The sequence below is a fragment of the Streptomyces sp. PsTaAH-124 genome (assembly GCF_000373685.1).
Taxonomy (GTDB): domain Bacteria; phylum Actinomycetota; class Actinomycetes; order Streptomycetales; family Streptomycetaceae; genus Streptomyces; species Streptomyces andamanensis.
The window spans coordinates 57478-73888 of the sequence record NZ_KB892172.1 but is presented as its reverse complement, the minus strand read 5'-3'; the positions used below and the strand labels follow the sequence as shown (position 1 = coordinate 73888).

The following is a 16411-nucleotide window of genomic DNA, read 5'->3' as shown; positions in this document are numbered from 1 at the left end:
CCGCACGGGGTCAGATCCGGCGCACGGTGTGCAGCGACGTGGCGTAGGTGCCCGTGCCGTCCAGCAGCGAGGCGCCGCCGAGGTCGGACATGGTGGGCCCGTTCACCGTCTTGCGGCTGGACAGGAAGCGGCGCCTGCCGGTGGCGTCCGTGCCCAGGTGGATGCCGACGTGGTCGACCGTCACGATCTGACGGTCGGGGTCGTCGTCGCCCGAGTCGGCGTCGAACAGCACGAGGTCACCGGGCTGGAGCCGGTCCGCCGCCGGTGGCGCGGTGCCGTCGGTGCGGTCGACGAGCACACCGGGCGTGTGGTCGGCCATGTCACGGGACGTGCGCGGTATCCGCTCCCCGGAGGTGTCCGCGCCCGCGGCCATCGGTACGCCCATGTGGTGGCCGTAGACCATGCGCGTGTAGCCCGAGCAGTCCAGATTTCCGGTTTGCTTGCTCGACGGTCCGGTGTGGGCGCCGTCGGGGAAGGTCCAGCCGATGCCCATGTACTCGTGGAAGTCGGCGCCCTCGTAGCGGTAGCCGTGCGGGTCGAGATAGCCGTAACCGGCGTCGCCCAGCACCTGCCTGCCCTGCGCCGGGCCGTCCCCGGCGGTGACCGCGGGCGCACCGGCCAGGAACATCGCGGCGTGGGCGAGCACGTCGGGCGCGGTGGATCCGGCCCAGCCGCGCACGGTCCGCTCCAGCTCCGCCGTCCAGGTGCCGTCGAAGGGCTCGGGCAGCACCCGCACCCAGTCGCCGTGGGTGACGCTCGGCGGGGCGGCCCAGTTCGCCGCGTCCACCTGGAAGCGGCTCACCAGCAGCCCGACCGGGAGGTTGGTGCAGCCCTTGTCGGCGAGGGCGCGCAGCCCCACCCGACCCTTGCCGAACGTCCCGTCGGTGACGTCCACGGCCCACGCGGACGGCTCCGCCGTGTCGTCGCGCCACGCCTTGGCCCTGATCCGCGTGCCCTCGCGGCGCACCCGGATCGTCCAGTCGGCGCCGACTGGGGCGGCGGTGGCCAGCGCGACGGGCGAGGCGAGCTGGGTCACCGCGTCGGCTACCTCCTTCTCCACCCGCAGTTGCACCGCGCCCGTGGTGAGGAAGGACAGCCGGGCCCGGTAGTTGTTGTGGGTGTCCTGGTAGCCGAAGGACAGCGCGTACGAACAGGCCGCGCCGGTGGGCACCTTGTCGAAGCGGGCCACGGAGCGCACGTCGACGTCGGTGATCTCGTCGTCGCGCAGGCTGGCGTGGCGGCTGGCGTAGTCGGTGGTGAGCGCGATCACGCCGGTGCCGGGCCGCACCGAGTAGTCCGTGGCGGCGGGGCCGAGCGTGGACCAGCTGCCGCCGCCCGGCGAGGTCCCCCAGTACTTCCGCTGCGCGGCCGGCAGCGTGGTGTCCGGCAGGGTGCGGCCGAAGTCGTCCGCGAAGGGCCGCTTGTTCTCCGTGAACGTCCTGCGCGGGCCCGCCACCAGGACGCTCCGGGCGCCGTGGGTGAGCAGCGCGACCCGGCCGCCGCCCGAGGTGACCTCGGTGCGGGCCGGGGTGCCGGGGAGCACCGTGGCGGTGAGCGGCGCGGTCAGGGCGACCTGGCTGAAGTAGGAGGCGTCCAGAGGCGGCAGGGTCACCGCGGAGCGGGCGGCGCCCGGTCCGGGCAGCGGATCCACGGCGGCGCCGGACGCGGCGGCACCGGCGCCCGCGGCCCCCGCGCCGCCGGTCGAGGTCGCGGCGCGGGCCGGGGCGGCGGTCGCGGTGCCGAGCGGGACGGCCGCGGCGGAGGCGGCGATGGCGGCGAGCAGGCCGCGACGGGACGTGTGTGTCATGCGCTCCATGATCCCGTACGGTCCGCCGCCTGCCCCGCCGAGCTGGACGTCTCCGGCAACGCACCGCACCGGCACGGCCGTTGACCGGAGCGCTCAGTCCCGCCCGTCGTCCCCCTCCGCGCCGCCGGTCCGGGCGCGTGCGAGGGCGCGGGCCAGATACGGCGCCGTGGCGCTGCCCCGCGCCCGCGCCACCTCCGCCGGGGTCCCCGCCGCCACGATCCGGCCGCCCGCGTCCCCGCCGCCGGGGCCCATGTCCACCACATGGTCGGCGTCCGCGACGACGGACATGTCGTGCTCGACGACGACCACCGTGTGCCCGGCGTCGACCAGACCGTGCAACTGCCGCATCAGGACCTCGACATCGGCCGGGTGCAGCCCCGTCGTCGGCTCGTCCAGGAGGTAGAGGGTGTGGCCCCGGCGGCCGCGCTGGAGCTCGCTCGCGAGCTTGATGCGCTGGGCCTCGCCGCCCGACAGCTCGGTGGCGGGCTGGCCCAGGCGCAGATAGCCGAGCCCCACGTCGAGCAGTGTGTCCAGACTGCGCGCGGCGGCCGGGACGTCGGCGAAGAACTCCGCCGCGCTCTCCACCGTCAGGTCCAGCACCTCGGCGATGCTGCGCCCCCGGTACGTCACGCGCAGCGTCCCGGGGTTGTAGCGGGCGCCGCCGCAGTCCGGGCAGGGGGCGTACGTACTAGGTAGGAAGAGCAGTTCCACGCTCACGAACCCCTCGCCCTGGCAGGTCTCGCACCGGCCCCCGGCCACGTTGAACGAGAACCGGCCCACGCCGTACCCGAGTTCGCGTGCCGCGTCGGTGTCCGCGAACACCTTGCGCACGACGTCGAACAGCCCGGTGTAGGTGGCCAGGTTGGAGCGCGGGGTACGCCCGATCGGCCGCTGGTCCACCGACACCAGCCGCCCCACGCTCGGGAGTTCCTCGGTGATCTCGCCGATCAGCGTGGACTTGCCGGACCCGGACACCCCCGTGACCGCGGTGAAGGCGCCCAGCGGGAAACGGGCCGTCACCCCGCGCAGGTTGTGCCGGGTGACCGGGCCGACCGTCACCTCCCCGCGCGGCTGCCGCGCCGGACGCTCGGGCGCGGCGGCGCGGCCGAACAGGAAGCGCGCCGTGGCCGACCCGGGCACCCGCGCCAGCGCCTCCACCGGCCCGCTGTGCAGCACCCGGCCCCCGTGCTCCCCGGCCAGCGGGCCGACGTCCACCACCCAGTCCGCCGCGCGCACCACGTCCATGTGGTGCTCCACCACGAACAGGGAGTTCCCCGCGTCCCTGAGCCGCCGCAACACCGTGAGCAGGGCCTCGGTGTCCGCCGGGTGCAGCCCGGCCGACGGCTCGTCCAGGACGTACACCACCCCGAACAGGCCCGACCGCAACTGCGTGGCCAGCCGCAGGCGCTGGAGTTCGCCCGTCGACAGGGTGGGTGTGGAGCGGTCCAGGGAGAGGTAGCCGAGGCCCAGTTCGACGATCGGCGCGATCCGCGCGCGCAGGTCGCCGGTCAGGACCCGGGCGGCCTCGGTGGCCCCGTCGGGCAGGGCGGCCAGCTCGGTCAGCGGCAGCGCCGCCAGCTCGGCGATGGTACGGCCCGCGACGGTGACGGCCAGCGCCTCGGGCCGCAGCCTGCCCCCGCCGCACAGCGGGCAGGGCGCGGAGGTCAGGAACCGCTCGGCCTTCGCGCGCAGCGCCGGGCTCTTCGACTCGGCGAACGTCTTCATCACATACCGGCGGGCGCTCATGTACGTTCCCTGATAAGGCCGTTGGATGCGGTCCGCGTCCCGCACCGGGTGCACCGTCACCACCGGCTGCTCGTCCGTGAACAGGATCCACGCGCGCCGCTCGGCGGGCAGTTCGCGCCAGGGCAGGTCCACGTCGACGCCGAGCGCGGCGAGGATGTCCCGCAGGTTCTTGCCCTGCCAGGCACCCGGCCAGGCGGCGATCGCGCCCTCGCGCACCGAGAGCGAGGGGTCGGGGACGAGCAGTTCCTCGGTCGTCCGGTGCACCCGCCCGAGGCCGTGGCACTCCGGGCAGGCCCCGGCCGCCGTGTTCGGCGAGAAGGCGTCCGAGTCGAGGCGCTCGGCGCCCGGCGGGTAGTCACCGGCCCGGGAGAACAGCATCCGCAGCGAGTTGGACAGATTCGTCAGGGTGCCCACCGAGGACCGCGAGGTCGGCGCCGCCCGCCGCTGCTGGAGCGAGACGGCCGGCGGCAGCCCGCTGATGTCCCCGACCTTCGGCGCCCCCACCTGGTGGATCAGCCGGCGCGCGTACGGCGCCACCGACTCGAAGTAGCGCCGCTGCGCCTCCGCGTAGACCGTCCCGAACGCCAGCGACGACTTCCCCGAGCCCGACACCCCCGTGAACACGGCCAGCGCGTCCCGCGGCACATCGACGTCGACCCCGCGGAGATTGTGCTCGCGGGCCCCGCGGACACGGACGTACTGGTCGTGAGGGGTCGGCATGGCACGGCTCCAGACAGAGAAGGGGACGACAGTACGGGCAAACCACAGGATTCTACGCAAATATCACAGAGTTCCCCTATGGGGCGTCGGTCTCGCCGGTGCGGCGCCCTCACCAGGGCGAACGTCCGGACCGTGGCCCTGACCGCATGCCCGTTCGTGCGGACCTCTAATATCATTTCGCGTTCTCCGACGGACGCCGACGCCCACCTCGTCGTGCCCGCCGTGCGACGCCCGACACGACACGACGACGTCCGTCGCCCGGCGACGGAGTCGAGCACCGAGAGGAACGTCCATGCGCGCCCGGACCATCGTCGCGGCCACCGCGACGGCACTGGCGGCGGTCGCCGCCCGTGACCTCGTCCAGAAGAAGCACGCACTGCTCCGGAACTTCCCGGTGGTCGGCCATGCCCGGTACCTGCTGGAGACGATCGGGCCGGAGCTGCGGCAGTACATCGTGACCTCCAACGACGAGGAGCGCCCCTTCAGCCGCGACCAGCGCACCTGGATCTACGCGTCGTCGAAGGAGGAGAACAACTACTTCGGGTTCGGCACCGACAACGACGTGGAGCACATGCAGGGCCACGCGTACCTGAAGCAGCGCACGTTCGCCGGACCGCTGCCCGACCTGCACGACCCGCAGTCGGCGCTGCCCTCGGCCAAGGTGCTGGGCGGCCCGCGCGGGCGCGCCAGGGCGTTCCGGCCGGCGAGCGTGGTGAACATCTCGGCGATGAGCTTCGGCTCGCTCTCCGGCGCGGCGATCACGGCGCTGAACGAAGGGGCGGCGCTCGCGGGCGCGATGCACAACACGGGCGAGGGCGGCCTGTCGCCGTACCACCGCAGGGGCGGCGATCTCGTCCTCCAGATCGGCACCGCCTACTTCGGCTGCCGCGACGAGGACGGCACCTTCAACCTCGACAAGCTCAAGCAGGTGGTCGCGAGCGCCCCGGTCAAGGCCATCGAGATCAAGCTCTCCCAGGGCGCCAAGCCCGGTCTCGGCGGGATGCTGCCGGGCGCGAAGGTGACCCCGGAGATCGCCGAGATCCGCGGCATCCCGGTCGGCAAGGACTGCGCCTCCCCGTCGCGGCACACCGCCTTCGGCGACGTCGACTCGATGCTCGACTTCGTCGAACTGATCGCCGCCGAGACCGGACTGCCGGTCGGCGTCAAGAGCGCGGTGGGCGAACTGGGCTTCTGGGAGGAACTGGCCGCGCTGATGGCGCGCGGTGACCGCGGTGTCGACTTCGTGACCGTCGACGGCGGTGAGGGCGGCACCGGCGCGGCGCCGCTGACCTTCGCCGACTCGGTGTCGCTGCCGTTCCGCATGGGCTTCTCCCGGGTCTACGGCACCTTCGCGGAGCAGGGGCTGACCGACGACCTGACCTTCATCGGGTCCGGCAAACTCGGCCTGCCCGAGAACGCCGCGGTCGCCTTCGCCCTGGGCGTCGACATGGTCAACGTGGCCCGTGAGGCGATGCTGTCGATCGGCTGCATCCAGGCGCAGAAGTGCCACACCGACAAGTGCCCCACCGGCATCGCCACCCAGAACCCGTGGCTGGCCCGCGGCATCGACCCCGCCTCCAAGGCCAACCGGGCCGGTGTCTACCTGCGCCAGCTGCGCAAGGAACTGATGAAGCTCTCGTCGGCGGTCGGCGTCGCCCACCCGGCACTCATCACCCCCGGCGACATCGAGATCCTGAACGGCGACTACGAGGCCCGCACGCTGGCCGGTGTCTACGGCTACAAGGACGGCTGGGGCGAGCTGGGCCCGCGTCTGGCCGACGAGATCACCGCACTGCTGGCCGCCGGTCCGGCCGCCGCGCAGGAGCCGATCATCTGACGGACCGTCAGGCGGCCGCGCCTCATTGGGGGGTGGCGGCCCGTCAGGGGGTGGCGGACCCGGGCCGCCAGGGAGCGGCGGACCGGGCTCCGGGCCGTGCCGTCGCCCCGTCGCGGCCGGTGAAGACCTCCGCGAGCCGCCGGTAGGAGCCGACCAGCGCCGTCCGGTCGTACGAGCTGGTGGTGACCAGTACCTCCTGGGCGGCCGTCTCCCTCAGCACCGTCTCCAGCGCGTCCGCGACCTGGTCGGCGGTCCCGGCGAGCTGGCCGGACAGACCGGACTCGTAGAGGCCGCGCTCCTTGGCGGTCATCGGCAGGGCCTCGACGTGCTCGGCCGGTGCCAGCGGCGGGAAGGTGCCGCGGGTGCGGGCGTGGGCCATCGCCCATGCCTCGGGCACCAGCAGCCGGCGGGCCTCCGCCTCGGTGCCGGCCACCGCGACCGTGCCCGAGATCACCACGTACGGCTCGGCCGCCCACGGCGAGGGGCGGAACGCCGACCGGTAGCGCTCGATGCCGCGCAGCATCTTCTCGCGGTCGCGCAGATCTCCGACGACCATGGGCAGGCCCGCGCGGGCGGCGATCACCGCGCCCTCGCCCATGGCCAGCACGAACGGCGGCACCCGCAGCCCCTCGGCGGGCCGGGCGTGCGCCCCGGTCGGCGAGGTGCCCTCGAACCAGCCGAGCAGCTCGGCGAGCTGCGCCACGAAGTCCTCCGCGTCGCCCTTGCCGTGGCCCAGGGCGCGGCGTACGCCGTCGGTGAAGCCCACCGAGCGGCCCAGGCCCATGTCGATGCGCCCGGGGAACAGCGACTCCAGCACCCCGAACTGCTCGGCCACGACCAGCGGGCGGTGGTTGGGCAGCATCACCCCGCCCGTGCCCACGCGGACGGTGCGCGTCGCGGCGGCCACGGCGGCGGCCAGTACGGTCGGCGCCGACCCGGCGACCCCGGGCACGCCGTGGTGCTCCGACACCCAGAACCGGTGGTAGCCGAGCCGTTCCGCCTCCTGGGCCAGGGACACGCTGTCCCGCAGCGCCTCGGCGGCCGGGCGGCCCTCGCGGGTACGGGAGCGGTCGAGGACGGAGAAGCGGGTGGACGCGATCAGAGAACTCACATCGCTTTCAACGCGCCGGTGCGCCCGGGATTCCCGCTCGCGCGCCGCGTCCCGGATCCCCGCTCAGCCGGACCCGCCGCCGGGCTCCGGGCCCCAGTACTCCGGTCCGACCCCGCGCCACTCGATGAGCGGGGAGACCGTCACCTCCACGGGGTCGACGTCGAGTCCGGCGCGGCGCAGGAACTCGGCGACGTCCGCGGTGTCGTAGGCGAGACCGAGGATCTCGCCGTTCACACGGACCCGGCGGCCGCCGGTGGGGGAGGGCGGGTACACGGTGACGGGCAGCGCTCCGGGCATGTACCCAGCATCGGACGCGGTGCCGCACCCCGCATCCGGACGGCTTCGCCCGGTCCGTCTAGGGTGGACGCGTGACGGACAGCAGCAGGCGGCCCCTCGCGGTGTTCGACCTGGACAACACCCTCGCCGACACGGCGCACCGGCAGCGCTTCCTGGAGCGTCGGCCGCGCGACTGGGACGCGTTCTTCGCCGCCGCGCCCCAGGACCCGCCGCTCGCCGAGGGGGTGCGGCTGGCCCGCGACAGCGCGCGGGAGTGCGAGGTCGTCTACCTCACCGGGCGGCCCGAGCGGTGCCGCCGGGACACCCTCGACTGGCTGGAGGCGCACGGACTGCCGGCCGGGCGGGTCCACATGCGGCGCGACGCGGACCGCAGGCCCGCCCGCACCACCAAGCTGGAGGTCCTGCGCCGGCTCGCCCGCGACCGGGAGATCCAGGTGCTCGTGGACGACGACGAACTGGTGTGCCTGGACGCCGAACGGGCGGGGTTCCCGGTGGTGCGCGCCCGCTGGACGGCCCCCTCGGCCGACCTGGCGGACGCGCAGGAGCGGGAGGGGCGCACCTGAGACCCGGCGGCCCGTCGCACGCGGCCGGTGGGAGCTGTCCTCAGCCGGCGTCCTCGATACGGAAACCGAGCTTCAGGCCGACCTGGTAGTGCTCGATCCGCCCGTTCTCGATCTGGCCCCTGACCTGCGTCACCTCGAACCAGTCCAGGTTGCGCACGGTCTGCGAGGCGCGGGCGACGGCGTTGCGGACGGCGTCGTCGACGCCCTGGTGGGAACTGCCGACGATCTCGGTGACCCGGTACACATGGTCGCTCATGGCGGGGTTGCTCCTCTCGCGGGCGGCGCCGACGGCGCCGGACGACGGGGTCGTCGCGGTGGGTGACACCTCGTGAGGCATGTGTCACCCGTCACTCCACGGTGCCGCATACGGGGCTCACGCGCGAGATGTGCGGATTGTGACCGGACGGGCACTTGACCTCCGTATTGGTCCATACCAAAATCCCAGCACGCCCCGTACGAGCCCGCTGCTCGACCCCCACATCGGGACCTTCCCTGTGCACCTGACAGAACTGGAACCCGCTCGTGAGACGTCGACTCCTCGCCCTCGTCTGTGTGTCCGCCGCGCTGGTCAGCGCCTGTGGACCACTGTCCGGCGGTACGGGCGGACGGCAGACCGTCACCGTCTGGCTCATGAAGGACAGCGCCTCGCAGGACTTCCTGCACCGCTTCACGGAGGACTTCGAGCACACCCACAAGGACCTCCGCCTCGACATCCGCATCCAGGAATGGACCGGCATCGGCCCCAAGGTCCAGGAGGCCCTCTCCGGCGGCGGGAAGGACGGACCCGACGTCATCGAGGTCGGCAACACCCAGGTCGCCCAGTACGTCGAGGGCGGCCGGCTGACCAACCTGACACTGGAGTCCATGCGGGACTGGGGCATGCAGGACTGGGTGCCGGGCCTGGCCGAGCCGGGGCAGGACAACTCCGCCCAGTACGGCATCCCCTGGTACGCCGCCAACCGGGTCGTCGTCTACCGCAAGGACCTGTTCGAGGAGGCCGGCGTCGACAGCCCGCCGCGCACCCGCGAGGAGTGGCTGAGCGCCACCGAGAAGCTCGACAAGGGCGGCAACCAGGGCATCTACCTGGCCGGTCAGGACTGGTACACGCTCTCCGGCTTCATCTGGGACGAGGGCGGCGAGCTCGCCAAGGAGAACGCCAACCTCTGGCAGGGCGCCCTGGACAGCCGGGCCGCCCTGCGCGGCATGGACTTCTACCGGCGGCTCCAGGCGCTCGGCGACGGCCCGGTCGGCGCCGACGAGGAACACCCGCCGCAGGCCGGTGTGTTCGCCAAGGGCAAGGTGGCGCAGATCGTGGCCGTGCCGGGTGTCGCCCAGGCCATCGTGCAGCAGAACCCCGAGCTCAAGGACAAGCTGGGCTTCTTCCCGGTCCCGGGGAAGTCGGCCGACCGGCCCGGCTCCGTGTTCACCGGCGGCTCCGACCTCATCGTGCCGCGCAACACCGGCGACCGCGATGCCGCCGTCGCGGTCGTCGCCGCCCTCACCGGCGCCAAGTGGGACACCGACCTGGCCCGCACGATGAACTACGTCCCCAACAAGACGACGCTCGCCTCCGCGGTCGCCGGTGAGCCGGGTGTCGCGGCCATGGCGGCCGGGGCCGCGCACGGCCGCGCCACCCCCAACACGGCGCAGTGGGCCGCCGTCGAGACCGACAACCCGATCAAGCGGTACATGACCAAGGTGCTCGACGGCGCCGATGCGAAGACCGAGGCACGCCGCGCCTCACAGCGCATCACCGAACAACTGAAGCCGAGCCTGGGCTGACGCGGGCCCCGGCCCGGCCCGACGGTCCGCCGACCGGACCCGGACCGTCGGGCCGGACCGCACCCGCCACCGGTCCGGCGGCCGGGCCCGGACCGGTGACCTGACCCGCTCCCGCCGCCGGGAGGCACAGCCACCCGGCCCGGACCGGCTTCCCGGTCGCTCAGGCCGACCGCCTCGCGCGGATCGCGCACCTCCCGGTCCTCCCCGGTCCCTGTCGCCCGGCCGCGCCCCGTCCGGGCCGTCCGTCCGGGCCGACGGCTCGCCCTGACGCGACGGCCGCCCCGCACCGGCCCGTGCTGCGGGGCGCGGGGCGCGGGACGGGGCGAGCGGGTCGGGCGTGGTGCTCAGCGTGCCATGCTCAGCGACAGCGCGAAGCGGCCCTCGTCGTCCGTCCACCACCGGACCAGGTCCAGTCCGGCGGCGGCCAGTTCCGCGGTGACGCCCTCGCGGCGGAACTTGGCGGAGACCTCGGTGCGCAGCTCCTCGCCCGCGGCGAAGTCGACGGCGAGGTCGAGGGCGCGCACCTTCACGGTCTGCGCCGTGCGGGAGCGCAGCCGCATCTCGATCCACTCGTCGTCCGGGTTCCACAGGGCCACGTGGTCGAAGGCGTCGGGGTCGAAGTCGGCGCCCAGTTCGCGGTCGACGACGGCCAGGACGTTCTTGTTGAACGCGGCGGTCACCCCGGCGTCGTCGTCGTACGCCCGTACCAGGACCCGCTCGTCCTTGACCAGGTCCGTGCCGAGCAGCAGCGCGTCGCCGGGGGAGAGCAGGGCGCGCACCCCGGCGAGGAACGCCGCGCGTTCGGCGGGCAGCAGATTGCCGATGGTGCCGCCGAGGAACGCCAGCAGCCTGGGTCCCGGTGCGCCGGGCAGGGTGAGTTTGGCGGTGAAGTCGGCGAGCAGCGCGTGCACGGTCAGGCCGGGGCGTTCGGCGGTGAGCGCCTGCCCGGCCTGGCGCAGCGCGCTCTCGCTCACGTCGACGGGGACGTAACTGTGCAGAGAGGGCAGGGCGTCCAGCAGATGGCGGGTCTTCTCCGAGGAGCCGGAGCCCAGTTCGATCAGGGTGCGGGCGGGCAGGGCGGCGGCGATCTCCGCCGCCCGGCTCGCCAGGATCTCCCGCTCGGCCCGGGTCGGGTAGTACTCGGGGAGCCGGGTGATCTGCTCGAACAGGTCGCTGCCGTGCGCGTCGTAGAACCACTTGGGCGGCAGCGCCTTCGGGTTGCTGGTCAGGCCGTGGCGGACGTCGGCGCGCAGTGCGGCGGCCATGGCGTCCTCGGGCAGGATGCGGGTGAGGTGGAACGGGCTCACGTGCGGGGCTCCTCTGCGGGTGCGGACGCCGGATCCCCGGCGGGATCCTTGCGGCTGAGGTCCTTCAGCGGGGTCAGCAGGACGTCCTGGCGGGTCGCGGTGAGCAGGGTGCGGTCGGGCACCCGGTGCCAGCGCGGATCGTCGTCGTACGGCTCGGAGGCGACCGCCACCGCGCGGCGGCCCTGGTCGGCGAGGAACCACAGGGTGTCGCCCCAGGCGGTCGCCGTGACCGTACGGCCGTCGGTGAGCAGCAGGTTGAGCCGGGAGCCGGGGGCCGCCGCCGCGACCTCCAGCACGGTGTCGGACAGCGCCTGGGGAGCGGTGTCACCGGCCCGCAGCCGGGCCAGCACCAGCGCCCACAGCAGCGCGGAGTCGCTGCGGGCCTGAAGGCTCAGCAGGTCCTCGGCCGGCAGGGTACGGGCGGTTCCCGAGAGGGAGCCCGGCCAGCCGGTCACGGCGCCGTTGTGGCTGAACAGCCAGCGCTCGGCGGCGAACGGCGCCGCCGCGGCCTCCGCGTCCGCGCCCGCCATGGTCGCGTCCCGCACCGCGGCGAGCAGCGCACCGGAGCGCACCACCCGGGCCAGATCGGCGAAGGACAGGTCGGCCCAGATCGGTCCGGCCCGGCGGTAGCGGGCGGGCACCGGGTCGCCGTCGGCGTACCAGCCGACCCCGAAGCCGTCGGCGTTGACCGTGCCGTACCGCTGCTGCCGGGGCGCCCACGACTGGCGGTACAGGCTGTGCGGCGGCTCGGTCAGGAGCCGGCCCAGCGGCTCCTCGGGCCCGAGGAAGGCCAGATGGCGGCACATCAGATCGCTCCGGGAGCAGCGGAGCGGGCGGTGCGGAACCCGGCGAAGATCTGCCGCCTGACCGGGTAGTCCCAGTTGCGGAAGGTGCCCCGGCAGGCCACCGGGTCCACGGCGAACGAGCCGCCGCGCAGCACCTTGTGCTCCGGGCCGAAGAACACCTCCGAGTACTCCTTGTACGGGAACGCGGCGAACCCGGGGTAGGGCAGGAAGTCGCTCGCCGTCCACTCCCAGACATCGCCGATGAGCTGCCGTATGCCCAGCGGGGAGGCGCCGGCCGGATAGCTGCCCGCCGGGGCCGGACGCAGGTGCCGCTGGCCCAGGTTGGCGTGTTCGGGCGCCGGATCCGCGTCGCCCCACGGGTAGCGGGCCGAGCGGCCGGTCGCCGGGTCGTGCCGGGCCGCCTTCTCCCACTCGGTCTCGGTGGGCAGCCGCCGCCCGGCCCAGCGGGCGTAGGCGTCGGCCTCGTACCAGGACACGTGCAGCACCGGCTCGTCGGGCGGTACGGCCTCGGTGGCGCCGAAGTGCCGCCGCAGCCACTGTCCGGCGTCGCGGCGCCAGAACAGCGGCGCGGTGATGCCGTGCCGCCGGATGTGGTTCCAGCCGTCCGGCGCCCACCAGCGCGGGTCCTCGTACCCGCCGTCGTCGAGGAACGCCCGGTAGGCGGCGTTGGTCACCGGAGTGGTGTCGATCCAGAACGGCGCCACCTCCCGTACGTGCGCGGGCCGTTCGTTGTCCAGCGCCCAGGGCTCGGTGGAGGTGCCCATGGTGAACGGGCCGCCGGGGACGAGGACTTCGGCGGGGCCGGTGAACAGCGGCACCGGGTCGGGGTCCGGAGCGGTCAGCGCCCGCGGGCCCGAGCGGAGCTGATGGGTGATCAGCATCGTCTCGTCGTGCTGCTGTTCATGCTGCGCGACCATGCCGAAGGCGAAGCCCGCCTCGGTCAGCCGGGTGCCGTGCAGCGCGGTGGACTCCAGTACGTCCAGCACCCGGGAGCGCACCTCCGAGGCGTAGGCGCGCGCCTCGGCGGGCGCGAGCAGCGGCAGCGAGGGGCGTTCCGAGCGCGGGTGCTCGAAGGCGTCGTAGAGGCTGTCGATCTCGGGGCGCATCGCCTCCCGGCCGCCGACCGCCCGCAGCAGCCACAGCTCCTCCTGGTTGCCGATGTGCGCGAGGTCCCACACCAGCGGGGACATCAGCGGCGAGTGCTGCGCGGTCAGGTCGGGCTCCTCCACACAGCTGGTCAGCAGCGTGGTGCGGTCCCGGGCGGTGCGCAGGGAGGCCAGCGCACGGGTGCGCAGCGCCTCGCTGTCGGTCTCTGCGCCGGGCGCCGGGCCGGTCGCGGTGTCGAGCGCGGGGTCGGTCATGTGCGGCTGTCCTTCCCGTGGGTGCGGCGGTGCCCACCGGCGTCCGGTCGGTCGAGCAGATCCTCGGCGGGGCAGCGGCCCGCGCGGACGTAGCGGTCCAGGTACGCGGCGACGGCGCCGGTGACATCGGCGGTGGCGCCGAGCCGGGGCAGGGCCGCGAGCGCGGCCTCGAAGCAGGTGACGGCCGCCTCGTGCAGCTCCGGGTCGGCCAGCGCCGTGCGGGCCGCCGTCGTCCAGAGCGGATTGTGCGGCGCCGGCCGGGACCCGGCCCGCTCGGCGAGCGGCTTCACGGCCCGGTACGCGGTCTCCGCGGCCTCCGGGTCGTCGAAGAGCGCCGCCGTCACCGCGAGCGGCACGATCCACCCGTCGTCGCCGGGCTGCGCGTCGATCATGCGCAGCTCCAGATGGCCGCGCGGGCGGACCGGCGGGAACAGCGTGGTCAGGTGGTAGTCGAGATCCTCCCTGGTCGGCGGTCTCGGCAGGCCGGAGCGTATCCAGTCCCGGAAGGTCACGTCCTCGGGCACGTGCCACGGCCCGTCGGAGCGCCGTACGCACATCACCGGCGCGTCCAGGACGTGCCGGGCCCAGGTGGTGCGGGGGGTGCCGTCCAGCGGGGGAGCGCCCGCCCGGTCCGGACCGATCTCGGTCCACAGCAGCTGCCGGGTGGAGAGCCAGCCGGTGGGCCGTCGGCCGATCAGCGGGGAGTTGGCGAAGGCGGCCACCAGGACGGCGCCCAGATGGTGCGCGAGCCACCAGCGCCGCACATGGCCGAGCGGACCCGGCTCCTCGTGGCCCGCGTCCACGCTCACCTGCACGGAGGCGGAGGTGCACATCATGTGCCGGCCGGCCGGGCCGCCCCGGTCCAGGCAGGCTTCCAGGGCGTCGTAGCGCGGCTCGCGCAGGAACCTGCGCGGGGTGTGCCAGGGATCGTGGCCGAGCCCGACCAGGCACAGGCCGTCGTCGGCCAGTACGGCGCGGACGCGGTCGAGGTCGGCGGAGACGGTGCGGACGCACTCCGTCAGGGAGGCGGCGGGCGGTGAGCTGAGTTCCAGCTGTCCGCCGGGCTCGACGGTGAGCGCCGACCCCAGGGGCACGGTCCGCAGGGCGGCGTAGGCCGCTTCGAGACGTTCGGGTGTGACGGGGAGCCGCGGCGCGCGCAGCTCGTGGACGAGCCATTCCACTTCGACGCCGAGGGTGCGGGGCGGTCCGGTCTTGAAGCAGATGCCGGTGACCAGAGCCTCGACCTCGGCCTCGGTGACGGCTGTACGGGGCTCCGTACAGCCACTTGTCGAATCGGACATGTCGGGATCCTCCTGAGATTCCACCATGCCACCGGCCCGGGACGGGTGGTCCGGGACGGAGACGCACCGTCCCACCCAAAACCCTGCGACCGATTCGCACAAGGGTGCAGAACGGGACAATCGTGCCCCGGAATCTCCGTTTCCGCGATGTTTCCCACGGTGTCACGCCGCGACCGCGGCCCGTCGGCGGCGACCGCGCGGCGCTTCGGCGACCCGGCGCCGGACGGGTGCGCCGGGCGCCCGCCCCCGGCGTCGCGGCGGCGGAAACTCCGTTGCGCCGCGGTCCCGGCATCGCCCACGATGCGTGCATGAGGGCAACGGGGGGCGCCGCGCCGGGCGCGGTCATGGCGTGCACGGGGGTGACGCCATGAGCGCGCGTCTGCGCGGTGTCGCGCAGCAGACCGAGCAGATCGTCATGGCCGGTTCCTATCGCCGCGCCGACGGGCTCCCGGTCCCGCTGGCGGCGGACATCGAGGCCGCCCGCGCCGGGACCCGGGTGTACGGCCCCGAGCCGGTGCCCGTGCCCGCCCGGACGCCCGTCGCGACGACCGTCGAGGTCACGGGCGAGAGCAGCCTGGCCGCCGCCCGGCGCCTCACCGGCCCCGTGGCCGTGCTGAACTTCGCCTCGGCGCGCAATCCCGGCGGCGGCTACCTCAACGGCGCGCAGGCCCAGGAGGAGGCCCTGTGCCGCGCCTCCGCGCTGCACACGTGTCTGCTTCAGGCCAGGGGGTTCTACGAGCACCACCGGACACACCGGGATCCGTTCTACTCCGACCGGGTGATCCACTCACCGGCCGTGCCCGTCTTCCGCGACGACCGGGGGCGGCTGCTGGACGAGCCGTACACCGCCGGTTTCCTGACCGCAGCGGCGCCGAACGCCGGGGTGGTCCTGCGGGACACGCCCGAGCGCGCGGTCCGGCTGCCGGAGGTCCTGGCCGTCCGCGCCGGACGCGTACTGGAGACCGCCGCCGCGCACGGCTACCGGCGGCTGGTGCTCGGCGCCTGGGGGTGCGGGGTGTTCCGCAACGACCCCGCGCAGGTGGCGGCCGCCTTCCGGGCCCTGCTGGCGCCCGGCGGACGGTTCGCTGACGCCTTCGAGCACGTGGTGTTCGGTGTCCTGGACCGGACACCGGGAACCGTCGTGCGCGCGGCGTTCGTACGGACGTTCGCCTGACCGGAGGGTCCGCCGGACGCGGGGCGCCGTCCCCGGGGTCAGCTCCAGCCGTACCGCTCGCGCAGCCGCCGCACCACCGTGTCGAACCGCGCCCGGTCCAGTGCGCACGCCTCCCGCCGCATGCCGTCCTCATGCAGCCGCAGCACCCGGTCGACGGCGACCCAGGAGTCGCGCCCGGTGCGGTCCCACGGTCCGTTCCCGATCGCCACCCACGCGCGCTCGCCGTCGTGCGCCTTGCTGGACAACTGCACCGCGAGGAGCGTCCCCGCCGCCTCCCGGGCCACCACGAGCACCGGACGGTCCTTGCCCCGCCCGTCGTCCTCCTCGAAGGGGACCCAGGTCCAGACGATCTCCCCGGGGTCGGGATCGCCGTCGTGCGCGGGCGCGTACTCGGTGCGCACCCGGCCGACCTCGCGCGGGTCGGCCTCCGTGGTGGCGGCGGTGCCGTGGCGGCCGGGGACGTCGTCGCGGGGGCCGCCGGTCTCGTCGGTCTCATGGGTGAAGGCAGTCACGCGGGCACCCTAGTGGGGCCGCGGGACACCTCACCCACCGGCCGCCGCGAGACGGCGCAGGCGTACGCGGCAGGCGGGACGGTCGGG

14 protein-coding genes are annotated in these 16411 nt (G+C 74.2%); 4 read left to right on the top strand and 10 right to left on the bottom strand.

Translation table 11 applies throughout. From position 1 onward, the window contains the following. Positions 1-10 precede the first annotated feature (10 nt). Positions 11-1807, bottom strand: coding sequence for a hypothetical protein (locus tag B086_RS0119450; RefSeq protein WP_018568104.1), 1797 nt, complete (start codon positions 1805-1807; stop codon positions 11-13). A 93-nt stretch (positions 1808-1900) separates the two neighbouring features. Then, a complete protein-coding gene (locus B086_RS0119445; RefSeq protein WP_018568103.1) occupies positions 1901-4273 on the bottom strand; it encodes an ATP-binding cassette domain-containing protein in 2373 nt (790 codons plus the stop codon). A gap of 292 nt (positions 4274-4565) precedes the next feature. Between B086_RS0119445 and B086_RS0119440 the strand changes: the two genes are divergently transcribed. Continuing rightward, entirely contained in the window at positions 4566-6110 is a 1545-nt protein-coding gene (locus tag B086_RS0119440) for an FMN-binding glutamate synthase family protein (protein ID WP_018568102.1), read from the top strand. A 43-nt stretch (positions 6111-6153) separates the two neighbouring features. Here the strand turns inward: B086_RS0119440 and B086_RS0119435 are convergent, their stop codons facing one another. Both B086_RS0119435 and B086_RS0119430 read right to left on the bottom strand, forming a co-directional pair. Next, positions 6154-7221, bottom strand: a complete 1068-nt coding sequence (locus B086_RS0119435; protein WP_018568101.1) for an MsnO8 family LLM class oxidoreductase — start codon at positions 7219-7221, stop codon at positions 6154-6156. A 63-nt stretch (positions 7222-7284) separates the two neighbouring features. After that, positions 7285-7518, bottom strand: coding sequence for a hypothetical protein (locus tag B086_RS0119430; protein ID WP_018568100.1), 234 nt, complete (start codon positions 7516-7518; stop codon positions 7285-7287). 71 nt (positions 7519-7589) lie between these two features. Between B086_RS0119430 and B086_RS0119425 the strand changes: the two genes are divergently transcribed. Beyond that, positions 7590-8081 carry a hypothetical protein gene (locus B086_RS0119425; protein WP_018568099.1) on the top strand — a complete coding sequence of 164 codons (492 nt, stop codon included), beginning with the start codon at positions 7590-7592 and terminating at the stop codon, positions 8079-8081. A 40-nt stretch (positions 8082-8121) separates the two neighbouring features. Here B086_RS0119425 and B086_RS0119420 read toward each other — a convergent pair whose 3' ends face one another. Continuing rightward, entirely contained in the window at positions 8122-8337 is a 216-nt protein-coding gene (locus B086_RS0119420) for a dodecin (RefSeq protein ID WP_026252576.1), read from the bottom strand. A gap of 266 nt (positions 8338-8603) precedes the next feature. On the opposite strand from B086_RS0119420, the gene B086_RS0119415 reads away from it, so the two are divergent. Continuing rightward, positions 8604-9863 carry an extracellular solute-binding protein gene (locus tag B086_RS0119415; protein WP_026252575.1) on the top strand — a complete coding sequence of 420 codons (1260 nt, stop codon included), beginning with the start codon at positions 8604-8606 and terminating at the stop codon, positions 9861-9863. Positions 9864-10207: 344 nt separating this feature from the next. Here the strand turns inward: B086_RS0119415 and egtD are convergent, their stop codons facing one another. The 4 genes from egtD to egtA are packed head-to-tail and all read right to left on the bottom strand — an operon-like array spanning position 10208 to position 14638. Next, positions 10208-11170: an L-histidine N(alpha)-methyltransferase gene (gene egtD, locus B086_RS0119410; RefSeq protein WP_018568096.1), complete on the bottom strand. Its 963-nt coding sequence runs from the start codon at positions 11168-11170 to the stop codon at positions 10208-10210. Further along, positions 11167-11976, bottom strand: a complete 810-nt coding sequence (egtC, locus tag B086_RS0119405) for an ergothioneine biosynthesis protein EgtC (RefSeq protein ID WP_018568095.1) — start codon at positions 11974-11976, stop codon at positions 11167-11169. Before egtC ends, egtD begins: the two co-directional genes overlap by 4 nt. After that, positions 11976-13337, bottom strand: a complete 1362-nt coding sequence (egtB, locus tag B086_RS0119400; RefSeq protein ID WP_018568094.1) for an ergothioneine biosynthesis protein EgtB — start codon at positions 13335-13337, stop codon at positions 11976-11978. Before egtB ends, egtC begins: the two co-directional genes overlap by 1 nt. Next, positions 13334-14638, bottom strand: coding sequence for an ergothioneine biosynthesis glutamate--cysteine ligase EgtA (gene egtA / locus B086_RS0119395; protein WP_018568093.1), 1305 nt, complete (start codon positions 14636-14638; stop codon positions 13334-13336). The genes egtB and egtA overlap by 4 nt, the downstream gene beginning before the upstream one ends. 367 nt (positions 14639-15005) lie before the next feature. Between egtA and B086_RS0119390 the strand changes: the two genes are divergently transcribed. Then, positions 15006-15812 (top strand): TIGR02452 family protein, encoded by an 807-nt coding sequence (locus tag B086_RS0119390; protein ID WP_018568092.1) that lies wholly within the window; start codon positions 15006-15008, stop codon positions 15810-15812. A gap of 38 nt (positions 15813-15850) precedes the next feature. Here the strand turns inward: B086_RS0119390 and B086_RS0119385 are convergent, their stop codons facing one another. Beyond that, complete coding sequence (locus tag B086_RS0119385) at positions 15851-16324, bottom strand: type II toxin-antitoxin system PemK/MazF family toxin (protein ID WP_018568091.1); 474 nt, start codon at positions 16322-16324, stop codon at positions 15851-15853. Between the last annotated feature and the right edge of the window lie 87 nt (positions 16325-16411).

Excerpts from the sequence above, each read along its gene's own strand:
- B086_RS0119445 (WP_018568103.1), bottom strand. The coding sequence starts at position 4,273 with ATGCCGACCCCTCACGACCAGTACGTCCGTGTCCGCGGGGCCCGCGAG.
- B086_RS0119450 (WP_018568104.1), bottom strand. The coding sequence starts at position 1,807 with ATGACACACACGTCCCGTCGCGGCCTGCTCGCCGCCATCGCCGCCTCC.
- B086_RS0119420 (WP_026252576.1), bottom strand. The coding sequence starts at position 8,337 with ATGAGCGACCATGTGTACCGGGTCACCGAGATCGTCGGCAGTTCCCAC.
- egtC (WP_018568095.1), bottom strand. The coding sequence starts at position 11,976 with ATGTGCCGCCATCTGGCCTTCCTCGGGCCCGAGGAGCCGCTGGGCCGG.
- B086_RS0119430 (WP_018568100.1), bottom strand. The coding sequence starts at position 7,518 with ATGCCCGGAGCGCTGCCCGTCACCGTGTACCCGCCCTCCCCCACCGGC.
- egtA (WP_018568093.1), bottom strand. The coding sequence starts at position 14,638 with ATGTCCGATTCGACAAGTGGCTGTACGGAGCCCCGTACAGCCGTCACC.
- B086_RS0119440 (WP_018568102.1), top strand. The coding sequence starts at position 4,566 with ATGCGCGCCCGGACCATCGTCGCGGCCACCGCGACGGCACTGGCGGCG.
- B086_RS0119390 (WP_018568092.1), top strand. The coding sequence starts at position 15,006 with ATGAGCGCGCGTCTGCGCGGTGTCGCGCAGCAGACCGAGCAGATCGTC.
- egtB (WP_018568094.1), bottom strand. The coding sequence starts at position 13,337 with ATGACCGACCCCGCGCTCGACACCGCGACCGGCCCGGCGCCCGGCGCA.